This window comes from Bacillus sp. MUM 13, assembly GCF_001866725.1.
In the GTDB taxonomy this organism is placed as follows: Bacteria; Bacillota; Bacilli; order Bacillales; family DSM-1321; genus Peribacillus.
This window is the reverse complement of sequence record NZ_MLYQ01000100.1, coordinates 1-20133: the sequence shown is the minus strand read 5'-3', so window position 1 is coordinate 20133 and position 20133 is coordinate 1. Positions and strand designations below refer to the sequence as shown.

Annotated in this window: 19 protein-coding genes, 1 pseudogene and 1 riboswitch; of the genes and pseudogenes, 6 read left to right on the top strand and 14 right to left on the bottom strand. The window is 41.2% G+C overall.

Annotated elements, in window-relative coordinates; genetic code table 11:
- The first annotated feature begins 217 nt into the window (after positions 1-217).
- Positions 218-739: a universal stress protein gene (locus BIV59_RS19310; RefSeq protein ID WP_170846197.1), complete on the top strand. Its 522-nt coding sequence runs from the start codon at positions 218-220 to the stop codon at positions 737-739.
- A 110-nt stretch (positions 740-849) separates the two neighbouring features.
- On the opposite strand, the gene BIV59_RS19305 is transcribed toward BIV59_RS19310, so the two are convergent.
- The 4 genes from BIV59_RS19305 to BIV59_RS19290 are packed head-to-tail and all read right to left on the bottom strand — an operon-like array spanning position 850 to position 3776.
- Positions 850-1308 (bottom strand): helix-turn-helix transcriptional regulator, encoded by a 459-nt coding sequence (locus BIV59_RS19305; RefSeq protein WP_071353113.1) that lies wholly within the window; start codon positions 1306-1308, stop codon positions 850-852.
- Positions 1309-1366: 58 nt separating this feature from the next.
- Positions 1367-1537 carry a FeoB-associated Cys-rich membrane protein gene (locus tag BIV59_RS19300; RefSeq protein ID WP_071353087.1) on the bottom strand — a complete coding sequence of 57 codons (171 nt, stop codon included), beginning with the start codon at positions 1535-1537 and terminating at the stop codon, positions 1367-1369.
- A gap of 14 nt (positions 1538-1551) precedes the next feature.
- Positions 1552-3549 carry a ferrous iron transport protein B gene (gene feoB / locus BIV59_RS19295; RefSeq protein ID WP_071353086.1) on the bottom strand — a complete coding sequence of 666 codons (1998 nt, stop codon included), beginning with the start codon at positions 3547-3549 and terminating at the stop codon, positions 1552-1554.
- Positions 3546-3776 carry a FeoA family protein gene (locus BIV59_RS19290; RefSeq protein ID WP_071353085.1) on the bottom strand — a complete coding sequence of 77 codons (231 nt, stop codon included), beginning with the start codon at positions 3774-3776 and terminating at the stop codon, positions 3546-3548. Before BIV59_RS19290 ends, feoB begins: the two co-directional genes overlap by 4 nt.
- A 675-nt stretch (positions 3777-4451) precedes the next feature.
- Between BIV59_RS19290 and BIV59_RS19285 the strand changes: the two genes are divergently transcribed.
- A complete protein-coding gene (locus BIV59_RS19285; RefSeq protein WP_071353084.1) occupies positions 4452-5810 on the top strand; it encodes a M28 family peptidase in 1359 nt (452 codons plus the stop codon).
- A gap of 224 nt (positions 5811-6034) precedes the next feature.
- Here BIV59_RS19285 and thiT read toward each other — a convergent pair whose 3' ends face one another.
- Positions 6035-6619 (bottom strand): energy-coupled thiamine transporter ThiT, encoded by a 585-nt coding sequence (thiT, locus tag BIV59_RS19280; protein WP_071353083.1) that lies wholly within the window; start codon positions 6617-6619, stop codon positions 6035-6037.
- 107 nt (positions 6620-6726) lie between these two features.
- A riboswitch (TPP riboswitch) is annotated at positions 6727-6828 on the bottom strand.
- A gap of 197 nt (positions 6829-7025) precedes the next feature.
- Here thiT and BIV59_RS19275 point away from each other — a divergent pair.
- Both BIV59_RS19275 and BIV59_RS19270 read left to right on the top strand, forming a co-directional pair.
- A complete protein-coding gene (locus BIV59_RS19275) occupies positions 7026-8168 on the top strand; it encodes a sensor histidine kinase (protein ID WP_071353082.1) in 1143 nt (380 codons plus the stop codon).
- 471 nt (positions 8169-8639) lie between these two features.
- Positions 8640-9974, top strand: coding sequence for a hemolysin family protein (locus BIV59_RS19270; protein WP_071353112.1), 1335 nt, complete (start codon positions 8640-8642; stop codon positions 9972-9974).
- Positions 9975-10072: 98 nt separating this feature from the next.
- Here BIV59_RS19270 and uptA read toward each other — a convergent pair whose 3' ends face one another.
- The 3 genes from uptA to BIV59_RS19255 all read right to left on the bottom strand — a co-directional run bounded on the left by uptA (position 10073) and on the right by BIV59_RS19255 (position 11823).
- Positions 10073-10693 (bottom strand): undecaprenyl phosphate transporter UptA, encoded by a 621-nt coding sequence (gene uptA / locus BIV59_RS19265; protein ID WP_071353081.1) that lies wholly within the window; start codon positions 10691-10693, stop codon positions 10073-10075.
- Between the two features lie 184 nt (positions 10694-10877).
- Entirely contained in the window at positions 10878-11045 is a 168-nt protein-coding gene (locus BIV59_RS24560) for an Lmo0850 family protein (RefSeq protein WP_481747452.1), read from the bottom strand.
- Between the two features lie 196 nt (positions 11046-11241).
- The gene (locus BIV59_RS19255; protein WP_071353079.1) at positions 11242-11823 is read right to left on the bottom strand and encodes a YitT family protein; all 582 of its coding nucleotides are present in this window, start codon (positions 11821-11823) and stop codon (positions 11242-11244) included.
- A gap of 712 nt (positions 11824-12535) precedes the next feature.
- On the opposite strand from BIV59_RS19255, the gene BIV59_RS19250 reads away from it, so the two are divergent.
- On the top strand, positions 12536-13900 hold the full coding sequence (locus BIV59_RS19250) for a hemolysin family protein (protein ID WP_071353078.1): 1365 nt from the start codon (positions 12536-12538) through the stop codon (positions 13898-13900).
- 88 nt (positions 13901-13988) lie between these two features.
- On the opposite strand, the gene BIV59_RS19245 is transcribed toward BIV59_RS19250, so the two are convergent.
- From BIV59_RS19245 to BIV59_RS19230, 5 genes and pseudogenes are all read right to left on the bottom strand, one after another.
- Entirely contained in the window at positions 13989-14318 is a 330-nt protein-coding gene (locus tag BIV59_RS19245) for a YnfA family protein (RefSeq protein WP_071353077.1), read from the bottom strand.
- 118 nt (positions 14319-14436) lie between these two features.
- Positions 14437-15468, bottom strand: coding sequence for a sporulation integral membrane protein YtvI (gene ytvI / locus BIV59_RS19240; RefSeq protein ID WP_071353076.1), 1032 nt, complete (start codon positions 15466-15468; stop codon positions 14437-14439).
- Positions 15469-15962: 494 nt separating this feature from the next.
- Positions 15963-16913: a methyl-accepting chemotaxis protein gene (locus BIV59_RS24555; protein ID WP_481747451.1), complete on the bottom strand. Its 951-nt coding sequence runs from the start codon at positions 16911-16913 to the stop codon at positions 15963-15965.
- Positions 16908-17657 (bottom strand): annotated as a pseudogene (locus BIV59_RS24550) (CHASE3 domain-containing protein); the annotation flags it as partial. The gene BIV59_RS24555 and the pseudogene BIV59_RS24550, both read right to left, overlap by 6 nt.
- Positions 17658-17758: 101 nt before the next feature.
- The gene (locus tag BIV59_RS19230; RefSeq protein WP_240501951.1) at positions 17759-18439 is read right to left on the bottom strand and encodes a TrkA C-terminal domain-containing protein; all 681 of its coding nucleotides are present in this window, start codon (positions 18437-18439) and stop codon (positions 17759-17761) included.
- A gap of 197 nt (positions 18440-18636) precedes the next feature.
- Here BIV59_RS19230 and BIV59_RS19225 point away from each other — a divergent pair, with 197 nt between their 5' ends.
- Positions 18637-18840 (top strand): hypothetical protein, encoded by a 204-nt coding sequence (locus BIV59_RS19225; RefSeq protein WP_071353110.1) that lies wholly within the window; start codon positions 18637-18639, stop codon positions 18838-18840.
- A gap of 165 nt (positions 18841-19005) precedes the next feature.
- Here the strand turns inward: BIV59_RS19225 and BIV59_RS19220 are convergent, their stop codons facing one another.
- Positions 19006-19941: a manganese-dependent inorganic pyrophosphatase gene (locus BIV59_RS19220; RefSeq protein ID WP_071353074.1), complete on the bottom strand. Its 936-nt coding sequence runs from the start codon at positions 19939-19941 to the stop codon at positions 19006-19008.
- Between the last annotated feature and the right edge of the window lie 192 nt (positions 19942-20133).

Here is a 20133-nt window from a genome sequence, read left to right as displayed (position 1 = left end):
ATCCCCTATCATTTTCATCATTTCCAGGGAACATGGATAATTTCCGTAAAATGGGGTATTAAAAAACTAATCCGAAAAATACGAATTTTGGCTTCGTTAAAGCACTTTGCTGATTGCGGCAAAGTCATTAGATTCCAGAAAGTCTGGCACCGGGAGCGGCAATCACCAGGCAAGTCAGGCAGAGCCTAATAAATATTCATGTCAGGAGATGAAACATATGTCCATTGCTTTTAAACAAATTGTAGTTGCCTATGACGGCACTGATGAAGGAAAAAGAGCCATCGAATACGGAATTTACTTCAAAGAAAGAATTCCTGAATCCAATCTTACTATTGTCCATGTTTATAATGAAAGAGTAGAGCAAAGAGCCGTGGGGAATCCAGGATCTGCCGGATTAGCAAATGACGGCTATTATATTGATCCGACTCAAATGCATCCTGTGCTGCCGGTTGAGAATAATTTTAACAGAGATGCTAATACACATCTTGTAGTTTCAAATAGTGTGGCAGCAGCGGAAAGCCACTGCTTAAGTATCCTGAGCGAAAACGGCGTAGACGGGAACTTTGAAATACTCGAAGGGAATCCTGCAGAAAGCATCAGCAGCTACGCTGAGCGAATTGGTGCAGATGTGATTATAGTCGGAAACAGCGGAAAATCAGGGATTCAAAAATTGTTCACCGGAAGCACCGGGAGCTCCATAATTAAGGATGCATCTTGTCCTGTCCTGATAGCTAAATAGTGCTTAACATCTCCAGATCTAAACTTCTGTTTCCACAAGGCTCAGCTTTTGACTGGCGGCTGCATCAGCACCATGCAGCCGCCGATTATCTGCATCAAATTCAACTTGGTTTATTCAGCCTCCCTTACCAGCTCATGATATCTTTGTACTGCATCTTGTTTGTCGGCTGTACTGTAAAGCCGGTAATTATCCTCATCCAATATACGGTAATGCTGGCTGATCATATTTTGCTGAAGCACAAATCCATATTTGGAATATACTTCCTTCCACCAGACCTTGCCGCCCATTGTTTTTTCCTTTTTAAAATCTGCACCGGCCCTGGCGACCGTTTCAACCGCTTCAAGCGGATCTCCTCCAAAGGAAGATTGTATAACATAACTTTCGCGAAAAAGCGCACATATGGCAATCACTGCCGTCCAGCCAGCCCGGGTTCTTCCTTTTTCAATTTGAACCAGAGTTTTTTTTGACAGCCCGATTATTTCCGCCATTTTATCCTGTGTATAACCCATTTCCACCCTGACAAGCTTGATCTTGTCGGAGACTATCTCAATAATATCCTGCTTATTCACACTCTCACCGCCTCTTAAGGCCTCTGCCAAGAAATAAAAGCCGCCATGTACTGGCAGCTTAAAATCCATTTATTTTTTTATTTTTTATCGGGCCTGTACTGCAATCTGATGAACAAGACTTCTTTAACGCACAAGCACCGCATTTTCCCTGTTTAGATTTGCTGATGAATTTATACATGGCCCATGATGCATATCCAATGATCAATGCGCCTAAAATGAAATTAATCATGAAGCTGCCTCCTGTCAGAAAAATAATTTTCCTCCTTGATAAATGGCAATCGAAATGATGTAGGCAAGTATTAAAGCATACACAACAGCAAAGAACGTCCATTTCTTAGAGCTGGTTTCTTTGAAGATAGTCGCAGTAGTAGCCAGGCAAGGGATATACAATAAGATAAATGCCATGAAGCTATATGCTGATAGCGGTGTAAAGAAATCACCCAGCAATCCCTGCAGGCGAACATCTCCTGAAGTATGGTAAATAATATTCATCGATGAAATAATCGCTTCTTTTGCTAAAAATCCAGTAATCAGCGATGCTCCGGCCTGCCAGGTCCCAAATCCTAAAGGTGCCAGCAGTGGAGCAACCGTACCGCCAATCATGGCAAGGAAACTATCATCCATATTCACTCCCCAGCCGGACAGGCCGGAACTAGAAAGCAGCCAAATAAAAACGGAGCCTGCAAAAATGAATGTTCCAGCCTTTTTGACAAAGCCCTTTCCCTTATCCCACGTGCTTCTCCAAAGGGCTTTTCCCTGAGGCATGCGATACGGCGGCAGCTCTATTACAAAAAAGGAGCTTTCACCTTTTAGTATGGTGGAAGAAAATATCTTTGCCAGAACAAGTGCGACTGCTATTCCAAGCAAATAAAGCGATAATACGATTAAAGCCTTATTGTGCACAAAGAACGCGCCGGCAAAAAGTGTATAAACAGGCAGCCTGGCCGAGCAGGACATTAAAGGTGTAAGCAGGATAGTCAGCAGCCTTTCCTTAGGCTGTTCAATTGTTCTTGCAGACATGATCCCGGGAACGTTGCATCCAAATCCGATAATCATGGGAATGAATGCTTTTCCGTTCAGCCCGACAGATTCCATCAGCCGGTCCATCACCAGTGCCACCCGTGCCATATAGCCTGAATCCTCAAGGATGGATATAAATAAGAATAAAATAAAGATTTGAGGCACAAATACAAGCACTCCGCCCACACCGGCTACAATTCCATCCAAAATAAGCGATTTAATAAATCCGGATGCACCTGCTGCATTCAGGATCAGGGTAATCGTTTTAGTCAGCGGCCCTGACATGAAGGCATCCAGGGCATTGGATAACGGAAAGCCAAACCAGTCAAATGTCAGCATAAACATGAGATACATGACGCCGCAAAAAATAGGGATGCCAAGGTATTTGTTTGTCACAATCGCATCCACGCGATCTGTCAAGGTAAGTGTTTTTGTCTCTTTGCGCTCCATCACTTCATGAACGATTTCTTTTATCTTCTTCTGCCTTGTTTCATATATATAAGATTCAACGCTTTTCGAATTCCCGGCAGCTATGACTTTTTGATTGATTACAGAAATGAACTCCTCAAGCCATTGATGATCAGCGTATTGACCAAGATAATGCTTTACATCAGGATTCCCTTCCAAAAGCTGAAGGCACAGCCAGCGGACAGATAATCGTGTTTCAGGCAGCTGTTTTCCCAAAAGAGCAATGCCTTCCTCGACTGCTTGTCCATAATCAATGAAAGAGCTTAATGAAACCTGCACGTTTTCTTGAACGACTGCCTCTGCAAGTTCGTCACACCCTGACCCATTTCTTGCGGTTATCGGAACAACAGGCAATCCTAAAATGGAGCTCAGCTTACCTGCATTAATTTTAATTCCTCGTTTATCAGCAACATCGCCCATATTCAAACCAATAACAATCGGCTTTCCATATTCAATGATTTGCATGGTCAAATGAAGGTTTCTTTCTAGCTGGGAGGCATCCAGTATATTCAGCACAGTATTGCACGTTTCATTCAAAAAGAACTGAGTGACAACTCCTTCATCCCGTGAAAGAGGATTGAGAGTATATACACCTGGCAAATCAATAATCTTTCCGCTTGAATGCTTTAATGTGCCCACCTTTTTTTCTACCGTTACACCGCTCCAGTTTCCTACATATTCATATGAACCTGTTAAGTGGTTGAATAGTGAGGTTTTTCCTGTATTCGGGTTTCCAAGCAGTGCAATGCTCATGCCAATTCCCGCTCTACTTCTATCTCGTCAGCATCCCTGCGCCTGATGGCAACAGATTGCCCATTGCATTCTATCATGTAAGGTCCGCCAAATGGCATGATGCATCTAAGGCAAACCTCAGAGCCTTCACAAATCCCTAAATCAAGCAGCCTTCTTCTTACTAGCTGGTTTGTCTTTACCATGCTAAAAACCACTGCTTTTTCCCCTGCCTTTAAGCCTGTTAACATGCTGATCCCCCCAAACAGTGAAAAATGTATCTTAATATATGTTTTTAGGCTGCCCGCTGGAAGCCTGTTTCTAATATAGCTCAATGACAGATTATCCTGTCAATTTATGATATGAAAATGATTATCATTTACATTTGATATTTATCATTATATTACATAACAAAAGAAAATAGAAAGAAATATTCTTCTAAAAACTAAAATTACATTTCTACTTTTTCCTGAAGAGGATTTTCATGTAAATCATGTGATTTCCGGATGGCATCTGCACCTGCTCCAGAAAAAATCACAGGTTTTATGTACAGCTAATTAAAGCTGTGACAAACAGGATAGAAGTCATTGGATTATCATGGAACACCATGTTGCCATAAAAGTCTTCATCCCAAGCGGGTGATTTATCTGCACTGGATAATTTGATTCTTTTCATATTTGAATTAAATCTCTTTTACTAGCCATTTAGCCTTATTTTTCTTCAATTGCACCTAAAATGTTTTTTCTCCATTCGGGAAAAGCCCTCCTGTTCCTGCTGGCCTTTTCCCCTATCTTTCCGACCTTTTCCGAGACTATCAAACAATTCTTCCGGAAAATCCGCAAAATTTGCTGAATTAATTAAATTTACAAATATTCTGTCATCTATAATAATTAAAAAGAATTTTATTTTAATTGAGGAGGAATTTTATGAAGCGTAAATCTATGGGATTAGCACTCGCTGCCGGCCTAGTCCTGACTGGCGGGACCGTACAGGCTACAGCTGCAAAGAAGCCTGTTGTCCATCATGAGCAAACCGTACAAAACAGCTTCCTTAAGAAACTCAGTGCAGACAGAATGTACAACACCATTGCATTGCTTTCGAAACAGCCCCGTGAAGCTGGTACGGAAGGGGAGCTGAAGGCCGTACATTACATAGAAAATGAGTTCAAGAAGCTTGGCCTGAAGACAAAAATTCAGCCCTTCCCTATTTATGACTTTAAAACAAATCACGCATATGCAAAAATTGCCGGCCAGGATATTGAAGAAAAACCGTATGCATTCAGCGGAAGCGGAAGCGGAAAAGTTACTGCCCCACTCGTATATGCAGGCAAAGCAAAGCCAGAAGAAATTGGCGATGTAAAAGGGAAAATCGCACTGGTTGAGCGGGGAGACATTCCTTTCATTGAGAAAATAGCAAATGTTCTTGCCAAAGGAGCTGCTGGAGTTATTATGTTTAACAACTCTGCAGAAGGCAATCAATTTGGACAGGCCGGCGAGGGGCAGAATATTCCAGCCGTTGCCATCACACGGGCTTCCGGGCTGAAGCTTGCAGAGCAGCTAAAAACAGAGCAGCTCATTGCGACTCTGGACGTTGATATTCAAAAAATAGAAAAAACCTCCTACAATGTTATTGCCAGCATGAAACCCACTTCCAAAAAGACAACCGGCCAGGTTATCACCATAGGCTCCCATCATGATTCTGTCCACGGCGGACCCGGCGCTAACGATGATGCTTCCGGAGTATCAGCTGTCCTCGAACTGGCAAGAGTACTTTCCAAAGAAAAAACAGACACCGAAATCCGCTTCCTGACATTCGGCTCTGAAGAAAGAGGCCTTGTCGGATCATCCTACTATGCTGCACACCTACCAAAGACAGACACAGACCGGATGGTAGCACACTTCCAGATGGACATGATTGGCGGACGCGATGCAGGTAAAGGCAAGCCAGCCGGAGGCTTGATTATGTATACAATTGACGGCAAGAAAAACCTGGTTACAGATCTTGGCGCTAAATACAGCTACGAAATATTCAAAGAAACCATTCCTTATGGTGAATTAGGCCGCAGCGACCACCAGCCGTTCCATGAGCTTGGCATCCCTTCTGCCTTGTTCATTCATTCGCCTGTCGAACCATGGTATCACCAGCCGACAGATACACTGGATAAAATCGATAAAAAGAAATTGCTTCAAGTTGCTAAGATCGTCGGATCATCAGCTTATGAAATAGCTGATCCAAAATCGCCCGCCATTGTAAAATATCCCTTTGAAGACCGTCCGGTAGATTGACAGAAAGGGGCTCGCCTGAATATAGGCGAGCCCCTTTCTTCTTTTGGGCCATAATCATAGAATATACAGTCATGTGCATCATTGCTTTATATAGGCTTCGTCTGTTTCGTCTGCTGATTTCCGCTTCAGGAAGCAACCGAAAAACAAGATTTCTGCATGATTTAAGCACAATAATATTTCCCGAGGAACATCATTGCATGCCGATAAAAAAAACCATCACCATATTATGCCTGAAAAGACTTTTTAATCAGCACCTTTGAAGCTCCCGAGTATAACAGCACCACGATAATCGCTGACAGGATAAAGCTTGCCAGCATATACGTGCCATTATATACCAATGAGTAAACAGCCACGTTCTGTCCTTTTGGCGTATATGACGCAAAGAATACAATGCCTGAAGTGAAATGGCATAAAAATCTAAGAAAACTTCCAAGAAGAATGCCGGCTATTCCGTACATTTTCCCTTTGCCTGTATGGCCATCTTTATAGCTTGTGACAACTTTGTTCATGAATATCCCTGATATTCCCACGAGGGAAAATGCAAGGAAGTAATCAAGAAAACCCTGCACAGGATGAGCAATAACCGGGTTTCCAATAACGATTTGAAGAAGACCCAAAAGCAGCCCTGTCACAACCCCTCCTTTTACACCCCAGCGGTATGCCATCAGAAAGATCGGGACCATCGCTATGGATACCGAACCTCCTTGTGGCCATATTCTTGAAAAGATAAAACCAGATACTAAATCGAGCAGCAGTGCCAAAGCAGCGAAGACAGCCACTTCAACCATAAACAATGTCTTATTTTGCATATTTTCCTCCTTCTCCCCAGTGAGAAGCTTACAAGAGCGTGCCTGTATGTTTTTATTGCCAATGCAAAAAAAAGCAATACAGGGCGGTAATGGATTCCCTTTATTGCTCTTATCCAATACCACATCCCTACGCTAGCATTAACTAACAGGTTCATAGGGTCTGAACTAAATCGCTCACTCTCAGCCTAAGGGCTCCCCTTGTGGATTACTATATTTTTTTATCCTCGAGTGAAATATACTACGTGTTTCAGGAATTTACAAGCACTATATTTCTGCAGAAACTGACTTTAATCCTTAATATTCTACTATAGAACATTTTTATCTGTTAAAAAGGGTTTTTTTTCTATACTATAGAATTAGAACTAGGACGAAATAATCTTATAATTTACCTTAGTCGGAGGCCACAATGGTGTTTATTAATGAAACATTTATTGACTTTTTAATTTTCTATAAGGAAAGTATTGTTTCAGAATGGAATGAAAGGATCATGATTTCCTCACATGACCCATATATGGAGAATATCGCAGAAAATAGGGAGCGTTTTTTTGATTTAATCATCAAGTCCCTAAGTGAGCCGGAAAACTTGGTGGACGAATATATTAAAAGCTACTCCCATCTTGTTGCCGGACAACGTTACAAGGCAAATATACATATTGATGAATTCATCCATAACTGCTCACTCGGCAGATCCATTATTTACTACCGGCTGGCTGAATTGCAAAAAAAACCTGAAGAGCTCTGTAATGTGCTGCTGCGGGTTAATGAATGTTTTGACAAGTGTATTTTTTACGCAGTTTCACACTACTCAGAGCTAAAAACACAAATTATAGAATCACAGTATAATTTTCTGAGCCAGACCCATAAGGACAGGCTCACACTGCTCGGCCAAATGACGTCTAGCTTTGTTCATGAATTCAGGAATCCGCTTACTTCAATCATGGGATTTGTTCAACTTCTGCAATCAGAGCATGCTGAAATCAAATATTTGGATATCATTTCAAAAGAGTTGGAACAGCTTAATTACAGGATTACGCAATTTTTGAATTTATCAAAAAAAGAAAGCTTGGTATATGAATCGAAACTCTTTTCTGTGAGTGAATTAGCCAATGAAGTTATTGAGTTCCTTTATCCTGCCATCCTTGAGGTGAATGCTGCCATATCGGTCAGTATTCCAGACGGCCTTTATATCCATGGAGCTAAAGAAGAATTCAGACAGGTGTTTATTAATATCATTTTAAATGCACTGGATGTCATTTCAAATATCAGTTTGCCATCCATAAGCATAACCGGCGAGGAAAACCCTGAAGGCTATCTTACGCTGCACATTGCAAACAATGGCCCGAAAATTCCGGATGACATTATTTCTACTATCTTCGAACCATTTACCACCACGAAAAAAACAGGCACAGGACTCGGATTATTTGTCTGCAGGGAAATTATCGAAAAACACAACGGCACATTAAGCTGTACCTCTTCTGCTTCACTGACGACTTTTACCATACATACTCCATGTGTTAAACCAGGATTGGATTATGAAATACATCCATAAAAAAATCAGCAGTTCCATTGGAGCTGTTTTTTTATGGACCGTTTCACTTTTATCCTTCCCGCAATCCTGTTTCCAAATCGTTTATTCCTGCCTGATTAGGGGTATTCCAAAATTAGCGGCCCTCTATACAGGGAAACCGTAACCTTTGACTGGTGCATATCTTTTTCCTTATACTAGTTACAAACTGGACAAGCCCTGTCCTGCATGAAATAAAATGCGCAGTACAATAGAATAATAAAGCTAGCAGGCAAACTCAAGAAAATTTTTCGTTAAACGGAGGGTTCAAGAGGCCTTTCGGTGAAAGCGGCCATAAATATCAGCAAGCAGGATTAGCCGTAAGGCCATTTAATATTAAAAAGCAGTCAATACCGCGTATAAATATCATTCATTGCCCCGGGAGGTGACCGGGACAGCTTGTAGGGGAAGTTGATTATTATCAAATTCACTTTCCAATGGGCGGTCCCAGCGTTTTTGGACATAATAAACTTACTTTTAGTCGTTTTTTTAATTGCTCTCACAGCTTTTTTTGTAGCTTCTGAATTTGCCATCATCAGGGTTAGAGGATCAAGGATTGATCAATTGGTGGAAGAAGGAAACCCGAAAGCCAAGGCAGCCAGAAAGGTGACCACCAATCTGGACGAGTACTTATCTGCCACACAGCTCGGAATTACCATTGCAGCCTTAGGGCTTGGCTGGCTGGGGGAGCCCACCGTTCAGCACATCCTTGGACCTTTGCTCAGGAAAATGGATATTCCGAACAGCATTGTACAAATCCTCACCTTCCTGATTGCCTTTTCTGTCGTCACTTTCCTTAATGTAGTGATCGGTGAATTGGCTCCGAAAACGGTCGCCATACAAAAGTCTGAACAAGTTAGTCTTCTGATTGCAAAACCGCTGATTTTCTTTCACAAAATCATGTTTCCTTTCATTTGGATATTGAACCATTCATCGCGCCTGGTGACAGGTGCATTCGGGCTCAAGCCTGCTGCAGAAAGCGATATCGCCCACTCTGAAGAAGAATTGCGTATTATCTTATCAGACAGCTATAAAAGCGGCGAAATAAACTCATCGGAATTTAAATATGTAAATAATATCTTTGAATTTGATGACAGAATAGCTAAAGAAATCATGGTTCCCCGGACTGAAATTGTCAGCCTGGCTAAGGATGACACCATACAGGATTTCATTAACACTGCCAAAGAGGAAAAATTCACCAGATATCCTGTCGTTGAGGGTGACAAAGACCATGTTGTGGGGCTTATTAACATTAAAGAAGTATTTTCTGACATTGTAAAAAAGAAAAACATTGCCTCTGAAACACTGGATTCATATATAAGGCCTATTATTAGAGTCATGGAAAACACACCCATTCACGATCTGCTTTTGAAAATGCAAAAAGAAAGAATTCATATGGCTGTCCTTATGGATGAATATGGCGGTACATCCGGTCTTGTAACTGTCGAGGATATACTTGAGGAAATTGTCGGAGATATACGGGATGAATTTGACATCGATGAAGTGCCTTCCATCCGGAAAATTAAAGACGGACACTATATCATTGATTCAAAATTACTTGTGAAAGAAGTCAATGACCTTCTCGGCATCCACCTGAACGAGGAAGATGTAGATACTATCGGAGGCTGGATCCTGACAGAAAATTATGATGTTAAAATCGGTGATATTATTGAAAGTGATTCGTTCTGCTTTAAGGTTCTGGAAATGGAAGATCACTCCATTAAGTTTATCGAAGTAACGAAAAAGGTGGAAAAGCTCCCGCTGCAGGAGGAATATTCAACTGAATTATAATATATAGGAACGAAAGAGCAGCCATCCCTGGCTGCTCCTTTTTTATCCTAATTATAGAGGAAGTATTCATGCATAAAAATCCCGCTGGGTATATGCATTTAATCTTTATTCTTCCTTGGAACTGTCACAATTGGCGGTGTTCGCCTTTTCTTCCAGAAAAAATAAACAGCCGCGATTACAAATGCCAAAATCATGACCGGCAGCACAATTGGAGCAGCTTTTTCTTTAATATCCTTCCAGTTGCTCCCCAATACCATCCCAAGATACAAAAACAGTACAGTCCATGGAATGAGGGCTGCGACGGTATACAAAGTGAATTTAGCCCAGGACATCTTCGCAATGCCTGCAGGTATGGAGATGGCATGTCTGACAACCGGAATGAAGCGTGCAGAGAAAATGACGCCTACTCCATATTTTTCAAACCACTTCTCAGCCATATCGATTTGTTTTTCTTTAATCAATATGTATTTCCCGTACTTTAAAAGAAATGGCCTGCCCCCGAAGTAACCAGCCCAATATAAAAACAGCTGGGCAATAGTACCGCCTACAACACCAAAGACAGTGGCCAAAAAGAAATTAAGATCTCCCTTGCCTATCAAAAACCCGCCATAGCCAAGAACAAACTCACTAGGAATAATTTCGATCATTAGGCCGAGCATGATTCCAAAATAGCCCAGTCCGGAAAAAAATTCTAATATCTTCATGATAAACTCAGACATAATTAACTCCCTATTCTTTATTGTTTCTCTTTCACAATAAGGCTGCTCCATTTTTTTTGCAAATATTTTTTCATTTTGTCCTTAAATAATACTACTGCAATTTACCTGTTAATATTCACTATCAGTATCCCGTTTTATCAGACAATAAAAAAGCATACCATTTTATCAGGCATGCTGCTGAATGTTAAAACTCATTAACTTTTTGTTTATCAGTGTGAATGCATGAGAGACGGGCTGCGAAAATAGAAGCCTGAAAAGCCAGTAAAGAAGGATCGGACTGAAAGACACTTGAAAAAATTTCATTCCTGGACTTGGTTTTTTCAATTTTCACTCCTTTATTTCTAAATTTCAAAATCAGCTCATTTTCCAATCATCTCACCTCAGTATTTTATTTATGTGTTTACAAATTACATTCCCAGGATCTCACATGTTAAAACATGTAATATTAATTTCGCCAGATCAGTTTCCCTGATATTAGAGAAATATTCGCTAATATATTATTCCCTGCCGGTTCCCTCACATCCTGCTGCAAGACAGTTTTTAAGAAATTAGTCCTGCAATTTTCCTGAGGCATCCATCATTGTGACCGATGTTAAAAGGCCTACGGTTAATATGGTAAGGCAGGAATACAAGAAAATCGTTATACCCACCAGTCCAAGACCGCAAATAATCACTGCTCCATCAATGATGAATATAACAACACCAACATTCACCGCCATTTTACTGGAAATGATTTGTGCCAGCAGGTCAGTTCCTCCCGTACTGACTTCATACCGGAGCATCAATCCGATCCCAAGACCAATGATGGCTCCCCCTATCACAGCATTGGCGAACAAGGGCAAATCCCAGGGTACTTTCTTACCGGCAAAAAGGTCGATGAATATAGATGAAAACAGCAGCCCGTGCAGACTGTTAAAAAAAAGTTTTTTCTCGTTCCGCCAAGCATATAGATAAAGGGGGATACTTGCCAGGAGCATGCTGAGCCCTGCTGGAAATCCTGAGTAATAATTAATCAAAAGACCTATCCCGATCAATCCCCCGTCAAGTAAATGATAAGGAGCCAAAAATAAATTAATCCCGACTGCAAGTAAAGTGCTGCCCGCGATCATTGCGCCTATCTTCTCCAGCATATAAATGGTAAGCCTCCCTTGTCCCTCTTTACATGTTATGGCGGTTATTTATATTTAGTCTAACTCCCTATTCATCTTCGCTATTTTTTGAATACTCTATAACAAATGCCCCTGTTATTGCTGATCTTTTATTTTAGCAGCTCATTAAGGCGTTACTCTCATACCCGCATTGGTGCAATTTGCCCAAAACTGCAGAAAGCTTAAGGAAGAGCGTAAAACAGTCTGTCATATAAGCTAAAAAAAGCTAATATAGAGGAGAAAGCGGCCATATATTATGTTATAAGCTTCTTTTTGGATATTTAAGCGATTTGACGGTATTTTATACTTTTTCTATAATAAAGATATTTACTTAATTTGCAGATGAGGTGATAAGATGGGATATTAAAAATTGCATGTTTCTTTAAGCTGGCAAAGCCTGCTTTGTACGGACTGAAAAGTAAAGGCGCTTGTTATGCAAATGAACATACCGCCCTTCTTTCGCCTATCAGAACGTATTTGCCTGTCTTTTAACCAGGCTCTGTTCTTCTAATTTGCTGAATTTGCTCCAGGAACCCCGCCGCTTTGGCAGGAGTCCAGGCAGCTTGGACCACGAAATGGCCAAAAAATCAGCAGAGAGCTTTAATGGAGCTAAAAAATAATTGATTCAAACTATATTTTTAAATTATAGGAGGTGGACTCCTTATTCGCCATTCCGGCGGATAAAGGGAGACTATTGGACATAATAAACTTGGTTATTATCGCCATTTTAATTGCTTTGACAGCATTTTTTGTAGCTTCGGAGTTTGCGATAGTCAAAGTGAGAAGTTCAAGAATTGAACAGCTGATTGAAGAAGGAAAAAATAACGCACTCCAGGCAAGAAAAGTCATTTCAAGCCTCGATGAATATTTGTCAGCCTGCCAGCTGGGAATCACAATGACGGCGCTTGGAATTGGGTGGCTGGGAGAACCGACGGTCGAACATATTTTAGCTCCTTTATTTCATAAGTTAAACGTTCCCGAGACAGCAGCAGAATTTCTTTCGATTGTCTTGGCCTTTGCCTTCATTACCTTTATTCATGTGGTAATCGGGGAACTGGCTCCAAAAACACTTGCAATCCAAAAGGCGGAAGAAATCACCTTGCTCGCTGCAAAACCATTAATCCTGTTTTACAAGATATTGTATCCATTTATTTGGCTGCTGAATAAGTCTGCAGGATTGATTACAAGAATGTTTGGCTTACAGCCGGCTTCAGAGCATGAACTCGCTCACACTGAGGAAGAATTACGCATCATTTTATCCGAAAGCTACAAAAATGGTGAAATTAACCAATCTGAGTTTAAGTATGTGAATAAAATTTTTGAATTTGACGATCGCATCGCTAAGGAAATCATGGTGCCCCGGACAGAAATTGCCGCATTATCCATCGAGGATACTCTCGAGGACTTCTTTGCAACAATGAAGGAAGAAAAATTCACACGGTACCCTGTCATTGAAGGTGATAAGGACCACGTAATCGGCATGGTGAATGTGAAGGAATTTTTCACCGAAATGATTTCGGATCGAATAAAACCAGCAGATACAACCATAGAAAAATTCGTACGTCCGATTATCAGGGTGATCGACAGCATTCCTATCCATAATCTGCTGCTTAAAATGCAAAAGGAACGTATTCACATGGCGATATTAATGGACGAATACGGCGGTACTTCAGGTTTGGTTACTGTTGAAGACATCCTGGAAGAAATCGTAGGCGACATACGCGATGAGTTTGATTTGGATGAAATACCGATGATCCGCAAATTGAAAGAAGATCATTATATATTGGATGCCAAGGTTCTGATCAGTGAGGTAAATGACCTCCTAGGACTTGAAATCTCTGATGAAGATATCGATACAATCGGAGGCTGGATGCTCACGGAAAACTACGAAGCCAGGCAGGGAGATATCCTGCAGCAGGGTGATTACCATTTCAAAATCACGGATATGGAAGAACATCATATTCGGTACATTGAAATTTACAAAAAAGCAAAAATCACAGCTGAAGTTTCTGAAGTCATGGAGTTTCCAGTTGTACAGCAAACTGAAATTGTATCTTAACGCAAAGAACCCGTACCGGCTGGTACGGGTTCTTTGATTTTCTCCTAAGCAGGACACTTTCTTTTACAGCCCTGCAAAACAATGCTCTCTAGATATGTCTCGGTCCCCATAAGATAATGGCCGCTCCAGCCAGGCATAAAATTGCACCCGCCATATCATACACATCCGGAGTCTTCTTTTCAAGTGCCCATGACCACAGCAGCGACAGAATGATAAACACCCCGCCGTATGCTGCATACACCCGTCCAAAAGACGGAAAGCTTTGAAACGCAGGAATGATTCCATAAACGGCAAGTATAATTGCGCCAATTATGCCAAGCCAGAATGATGCCCCCTCTTTAATCCAGATCCACATCAGATAGCCACCGCCAATTTCAGCAATACCCGCCAGGACAAAAAGTATTATGGATTTCGCCATTGATTCCCTCCCTTCCTGCAGACAAGAATGGATAATATGCATACAGTATATTTTATACTAGCATATTTTCCGCGTTCGATTAAGAGCGTCGCGGTCCACGTACAGGAAGGGCTAAATCTTACATTTTAATTTTCAGTTTTATAAAGCCTGCTTTTTTTAGCGTTTCAAAGACAATGACCGCAGCCGGCCCAATAAAGAGACCGATAAAACCCATCAGCTTTAAGCCTAAATATAAACTGATCAGCGATGCTACGGGAGTTAAACCAAGATTTGCTGAATATACCTTTGGCTCGATAATTCTTCTGATCACTGTAATACTGATAAATAAAATGATAAGCCCGATTCCTAAATGCCCGTTTCCCTGAATGATAGCTATTACTGCCCATGGCACCAGCATTGAGCCAGTTCCCAGTATTGGAAGAATATCCACCAAAATAATCAAGAAAGCAAGCAGAAGTGTAAATGGTACCCCAAGAATCCATAATCCGGTGTATGCAAGGAGAAAAGTAATGAAGCTTAAAAACACCTGTGCTTTCAGGAAACCTATGGCTGCTTTACTCAAATCGCTGCAGACAAGAGAAATTTTTTGATAGGTTGTCTCCTTCAACAGATTCTTCGCCTTTTTCCTTATTACTGGGAATTCCAAACAAAATAAAAACAGGGCGATTACATATATTAGAAAATCGATAAAAAAGCCCGGAACAAGTGCAGCCAGCTGTACGGTACCCTGCATGAGTTCCTGCAGAAAGGCTTCCAATGAGCGGATACCGCCTTCAACTGCCCGTTCTGCTGAAGAAATGACATTTGCAGGCAGTTTCTCGGAATATTTATCCCACTGCCCAACTGAAGGCAAAATTGCAGAGTAGTAAAGTTCCTTAATTAGACGCGGCAGCTTTTCTGCGAACGTGACGACTTGGCCTGCCAGCACCGAAACAGCAAAGTAAACGGCAGACAGCAATCCTCCAATATAGCAGATAAAAGTAAGTAAAACAGCCCAAAATCTGTTCAGCCTCCAAGAACGGATAATAAAGACAATCAGCTTTTCAAGAAAGGCAGCTGTGCCAAGAGCAAATAGCAATGGCCATGAATAAGGAATTAAAAATAAAATACCCGCAGCAAACACAACTCTCCAAAACCAGCTTGATATCATGATGCCTCTTCCTCCCTGCCTTCTGCCGGCCATGCCTTATGTATACAATCCTGCACACGGTTATCATACAACAGCACCTAATATTTGAACGCCATTATTACTATATGTATGGCTGTACCACTCATTACATTCATTCTTAAAGGCTCTTTTCTTAGAGAATGATGTTTTTGTAATTTGTTATATGACGCCTTCCCATTATAAGCGCATAAGGTGCGAGAATCCTTCTTAGATGAGCAGAACAGGTGAGAACTAAGCAGGCGCAGCAAGGGGACTCACCGGCTGTCCTGCAGCCACCTTGTTTCATAGCAGCAAAGCTTACGAAAACAGCCTTCTTATAAGAAAATCTGCCGTATATCGCAAAAATTTATGGTAACCCGCTCCAAAAATGGATAAGGCCTCCATCTACAAGATGGAAGCCTCCCTACTATATGACGCCGCAGTTAATAACCAGGTTCAATTAATAGCCAGAAGGCGGATGATAGAACCCTTACATGTTATTCCACTGTGAATTTTGCTGCAAGTGTTTGCAGCTCTTCTGATAATTGAGACAATGTAGCTGAAGAAGCTGTGATTTCTTCCATTGTTGCTAGCTGTTCCTGAGTGGCAGCAGAGCTTTCCCGGCTCCCCAAGACACTGTTTTCAGCAATAGCTTTCACAGAGTGTATCGTGCCCACAATTCCCTCACTTATTGATGAAAGATTCTTGACCGATGACGATACATCCTCAACCTTTTCTGATACATCTGAGATTGACCCTGAAATCTGGGTGAAGGCGTTATTAACTTCGCTGGTTTGCTCTAGTCCATTAAACACCTGTTTATTTCCCGCATTCATTGCTTCCACTGCTCTTGATGTCTCACTTTGGATATGCCCAATCATTTCATGAATCTGGGAAGCGGACTTTTTTGACTCCTCAGCAAGTTTTCTCACTTCATCTGCCACTACTGCAAACCCTTTTCCATGCTCGCCGGCCCTTGCCGCCTCTATCGCTGCGTTCAGTGCAAGCAAATTGGTTTGATCGGCAATAGAAGTAATCATTTCAACAATATGGCTGATTTCATTCGATCTGCTGCCGAGCTGATGGATAGAATGCGTTGCATCCTTTACTGTCTCATCGATCTTTTTCATCTGTGCTACGATGCCTTCCACTGATTTCTTTCCTTTTTGGCTTAATAGGCCCGCCAGTTCAGCTGCATGAAGCATTTCCTCACTGTCTGATGCAATCTTGCCCATTCCTTGGGACATTTCATCAACAGAATCCGATACCTTGTTAAATTGCTGTAACTGCCCCTCCAGCCCGCCAGCCTGGTCCTGGGTGATGCTTGCAATCTGCTGGGCTGCTTGAGAGCTTTGTTCAGCACTCGCCAATAATTCTTCACTGCTTGAAGCAACCTGCAGGGAGGAATCCTGGACTCTGGCAATAATGTTTCTTAAATCCTGTTTCATTTGGTTCAGCGCCCCGACAAGAACGCCAATTTCATCCTTGTTTTTCACCGATATCATTTGGCCTGACAAGTTTCCTGCTGCCAGCTCCTTTAAATCGCCGGAAACAATTCGGATCGGTCTTGTGATGGACCTTCCAAGGCTGATAGCCAGTATAATACCAATGATTACAGATAAAATGTTTACAATCCAGACGATCGCCTGAATGTGACTTGAATTATCATGTGCATTCTTTCTTGCCTGGTCCACTTTCTGCTTCTGGTATTCCACAAGCCTGGCTGTTTTATTGGAAAAGTTTTTCCCCATGCCGGCAGCAGAGGTTTGAACTATGCTTACATAAGTTTCTTCTTTATTTTGCTGTTTGAATAGAATTTCCCTTTTAACCATAGCTTGATATTGTTTATCGGTATCCTTCAAATCCTTCAGCAGTTCTTTTCCTTTTTTATCATCTGTACTGCTCAGCAGTCTATTGTAAGTGCTCTCAAATATCTTGACTGACTGCTTATAATCATTAATGAAAACAGGATCTCCAGTTATTAAATACCCCCTGATATGATTGGACTGATCCATGACGGATGCCCTTAAATCTTTAACAGCAAGCAGGTCCCTTATATTCTGATCGAACACCAGCTCATAGGTTTGATCAATTTTTCCTAGCTGCCAGTTTGTTAATGCAGTGGCACTCCCCAGCAAAAGCAAAACCACAGCGAAGGCCCCAATCAGTTTTCTAGAAATAGTTAGCTTCATATCTGTCTCCTTCACTCTTCAAATGTCCTAATTTTTATCGGACAAAAATAGCAACATTTTACTGTTATCGAAGAGTGAAGAAAAAATATACAACAATTGCCTTAATTTTTCTTATCTATTTCCGACTCGAATTTCTCCTCAATTTCGTTTTTATTTCCATACAGATAAATCCGATCTCCCTCGTTGATGGTAGAGCCATTCAGGCCTTTACGTACCTGAACTTCTCCTCTTTGAATAAAAAGGATAGTAATATCATCATCTTCCGAAAGGATATCACCCACCTTTTTTCCGATTAAAGGGCTTCCTTCCTTAATCGCCAGGTCGGTCACCAGATCATTTTCATTCAAAAAAAGAATATCCTTGATTGGACGCTCATACATTTGGTAATTTTGCTCCATTTCCTCCGTAACTTTACCTTCAAAGCGTTTTTGAATCCATTTTGTTTTGCCGATAAAAAGGAGGACAAGCAATGCTCCGCAAATAATGGAGAGTTCATGTATCCTGAGATCGTCAGACAGAATGGTACTCACGGATGAAATGATGACTGCAAGTGAAAAGGCCCCGAATAATATTAGAAATGCAGCTATTTTTCTGCGAATTGGATGATCAATGATGGCACTTGATTCATCTGTTGTAAATCCGGTGCCAGTCAGCATGGAAATCACCTGAAACCGTGACACCTTCGTCTTCATTCCTGTCATATTAAAAAGAATCACGGAAATTTCTATAACAAGTGCAATGATCGCAAAGTATAAAAGAATAAATACAAATTCCAGAACCAACACTTCCTTCCTCCTTAGGTATACCTCTATTCCGGATGCAAAAAACCCCTATGCCTTCCCTGTTTCTAGTATATCTTCCCATGATTTTTTTATAAGCCCATGAACCCCTGCTATACAATCACTGAGCAGGCACTATGTGTTTGACAATTTTTTATAGGGGAAAAGATAAAAAACTCATGAAAAAGGAGAGATCTGTTATGAGCCATAATAAGGATAAAGAAAAATACTTGGAGGAAAGAAACGAAAAATCCAAGGCATTTAAAGAAGATCGTGAAACACAGCTGGAAAGAGATCAAACTGTTATGCCAATTGATGACCTTCCATTGGAAGATATAAAAATGGAAAATCAGGAAGAACGGGATAAGGAAGATACAAAAGACCATTCGTCCAGTGATAAGTAATGCGTCCCCGCACCTCAATCTTGAAAAATGATAATGTTTATCTATGAACTTGAAAGCAGGCTAGTTTCGCTTCAGGCTCTAGATGGATAATCTTCTTTAAGCCATAGCGGAGCCCAATTAAAAAAGGGTGCATCTCATTTCACGAGATGCACCCTTTTATTACTCTTAAACTTCAGCAGCCAGAACTTCAGTCAATACCGGAACAATTTGCTTCTTGCGGGAAACTACTCCCTTTAAAACTGCCGTATTATTTGCAAGAGTTACATTGTAGGCTTTTTCAACAGATTCTGCTGAACGACCCAGTGCAAGGCCAACGGAATCATTGTTCAGGATATCTGTAACCACAAACAGGAATAAATCCAGGCTGCGTTCTTCTATGACTTCAGAAATGGCTTTTTCAAGCTCATCCTGCTGTGATAGAACGTCATTTGTATCAACGGCATTAACCTGGGCAATAACAGCTTTGACATTTCCCATCTGGAATTCCTTTGCATCCAGCGAGATAAGCTGTTCAATGGACTTTTCACTTAAATCGGCCCCTGCCTTCAGCATGTCAAGACCGTATTTCTCTGCCTCAACTCCTGCAATGGCTGCTAATTCAAGTGCACAGGCAACATCCTGGTCCGTGCAGGTCGGTGATTTAAATAACAAAGTATCTGAAATGATCGCAGAAAGCATCAGACCGGCAATTTCCTTTGGAATGCTGACGCCGTTTTCTTTGTAAATCTTATTTAAGATCGTTGCTGTACAGCCAACAGGCTCAGCCCGATAATATAGCGGATCGCTTGTTTCAAAGTTTGCAATTCTGTGATGATCGATTACTTCCAGAATCCGCACTTTCTCAATATCATCCGCACTTTGCTGGCGTTCATTATGATCAACCAGAATGACAGTATCCGCTTCAGCTGAAACTCCCTCAACAAGACGCGGTGAATCCATGTTGAAGTGGCTTAATGCAAATTGAGTTTCTCCGTTAATTTCACCAAGACGGACGGGTTCTGCATTCATGCCCAGCTGCTTTTTCAGATCAGCATAAGCAATGGCTGAACAAATTGTATCTGTATCTGGATTTTTATGTCCGAACACTAATATTTTTTCCACGTTATTACTCCTTTTGTTCTTGATTGAATTTTAGCTCTTTCCCAAATTTGGTGCACAGCTTTTCCATCTATTTTATCACAACTTCATTGTCCTTTAATTATTAAATTTTTTCAAGTTTCCCCTTCTCTTTTTGACAGAAATTTGTCTGTTTCCATTTTCCTTCTAAACAATTAAAGCTGTTTTCGTAAACTT

Bases quoted from the DNA above. Each gene is read 5' to 3' on its own strand.
- BIV59_RS19310 (WP_170846197.1), top strand. From the start codon at position 218: ATGTCCATTGCTTTTAAACAAATTGTAGTTGCCTATGACGGCACTGAT.
- BIV59_RS19300 (WP_071353087.1), bottom strand. From the start codon at position 1,537: ATGATTAATTTCATTTTAGGCGCATTGATCATTGGATATGCATCATGG.
- feoB (WP_071353086.1), bottom strand. From the start codon at position 3,549: ATGAGCATTGCACTGCTTGGAAACCCGAATACAGGAAAAACCTCACTA.
- BIV59_RS19290 (WP_071353085.1), bottom strand. From the start codon at position 3,776: ATGTTAACAGGCTTAAAGGCAGGGGAAAAAGCAGTGGTTTTTAGCATG.
- BIV59_RS19285 (WP_071353084.1), top strand. From the start codon at position 4,452: ATGAAGCGTAAATCTATGGGATTAGCACTCGCTGCCGGCCTAGTCCTG.
- thiT (WP_071353083.1), bottom strand. From the start codon at position 6,619: ATGCAAAATAAGACATTGTTTATGGTTGAAGTGGCTGTCTTCGCTGCT.
- BIV59_RS19275 (WP_071353082.1), top strand. From the start codon at position 7,026: ATGGTGTTTATTAATGAAACATTTATTGACTTTTTAATTTTCTATAAG.
- uptA (WP_071353081.1), bottom strand. From the start codon at position 10,693: ATGTCTGAGTTTATCATGAAGATATTAGAATTTTTTTCCGGACTGGGC.
- BIV59_RS19255 (WP_071353079.1), bottom strand. From the start codon at position 11,823: ATGCTGGAGAAGATAGGCGCAATGATCGCGGGCAGCACTTTACTTGCA.
- BIV59_RS19245 (WP_071353077.1), bottom strand. From the start codon at position 14,318: ATGGCGAAATCCATAATACTTTTTGTCCTGGCGGGTATTGCTGAAATT.
- ytvI (WP_071353076.1), bottom strand. From the start codon at position 15,468: ATGATATCAAGCTGGTTTTGGAGAGTTGTGTTTGCTGCGGGTATTTTA.
- BIV59_RS24555 (WP_481747451.1), bottom strand. From the start codon at position 16,913: ATGAAACAGGATTTAAGAAACATTATTGCCAGAGTCCAGGATTCCTCC.
- BIV59_RS19225 (WP_071353110.1), top strand. From the start codon at position 18,637: ATGAGCCATAATAAGGATAAAGAAAAATACTTGGAGGAAAGAAACGAA.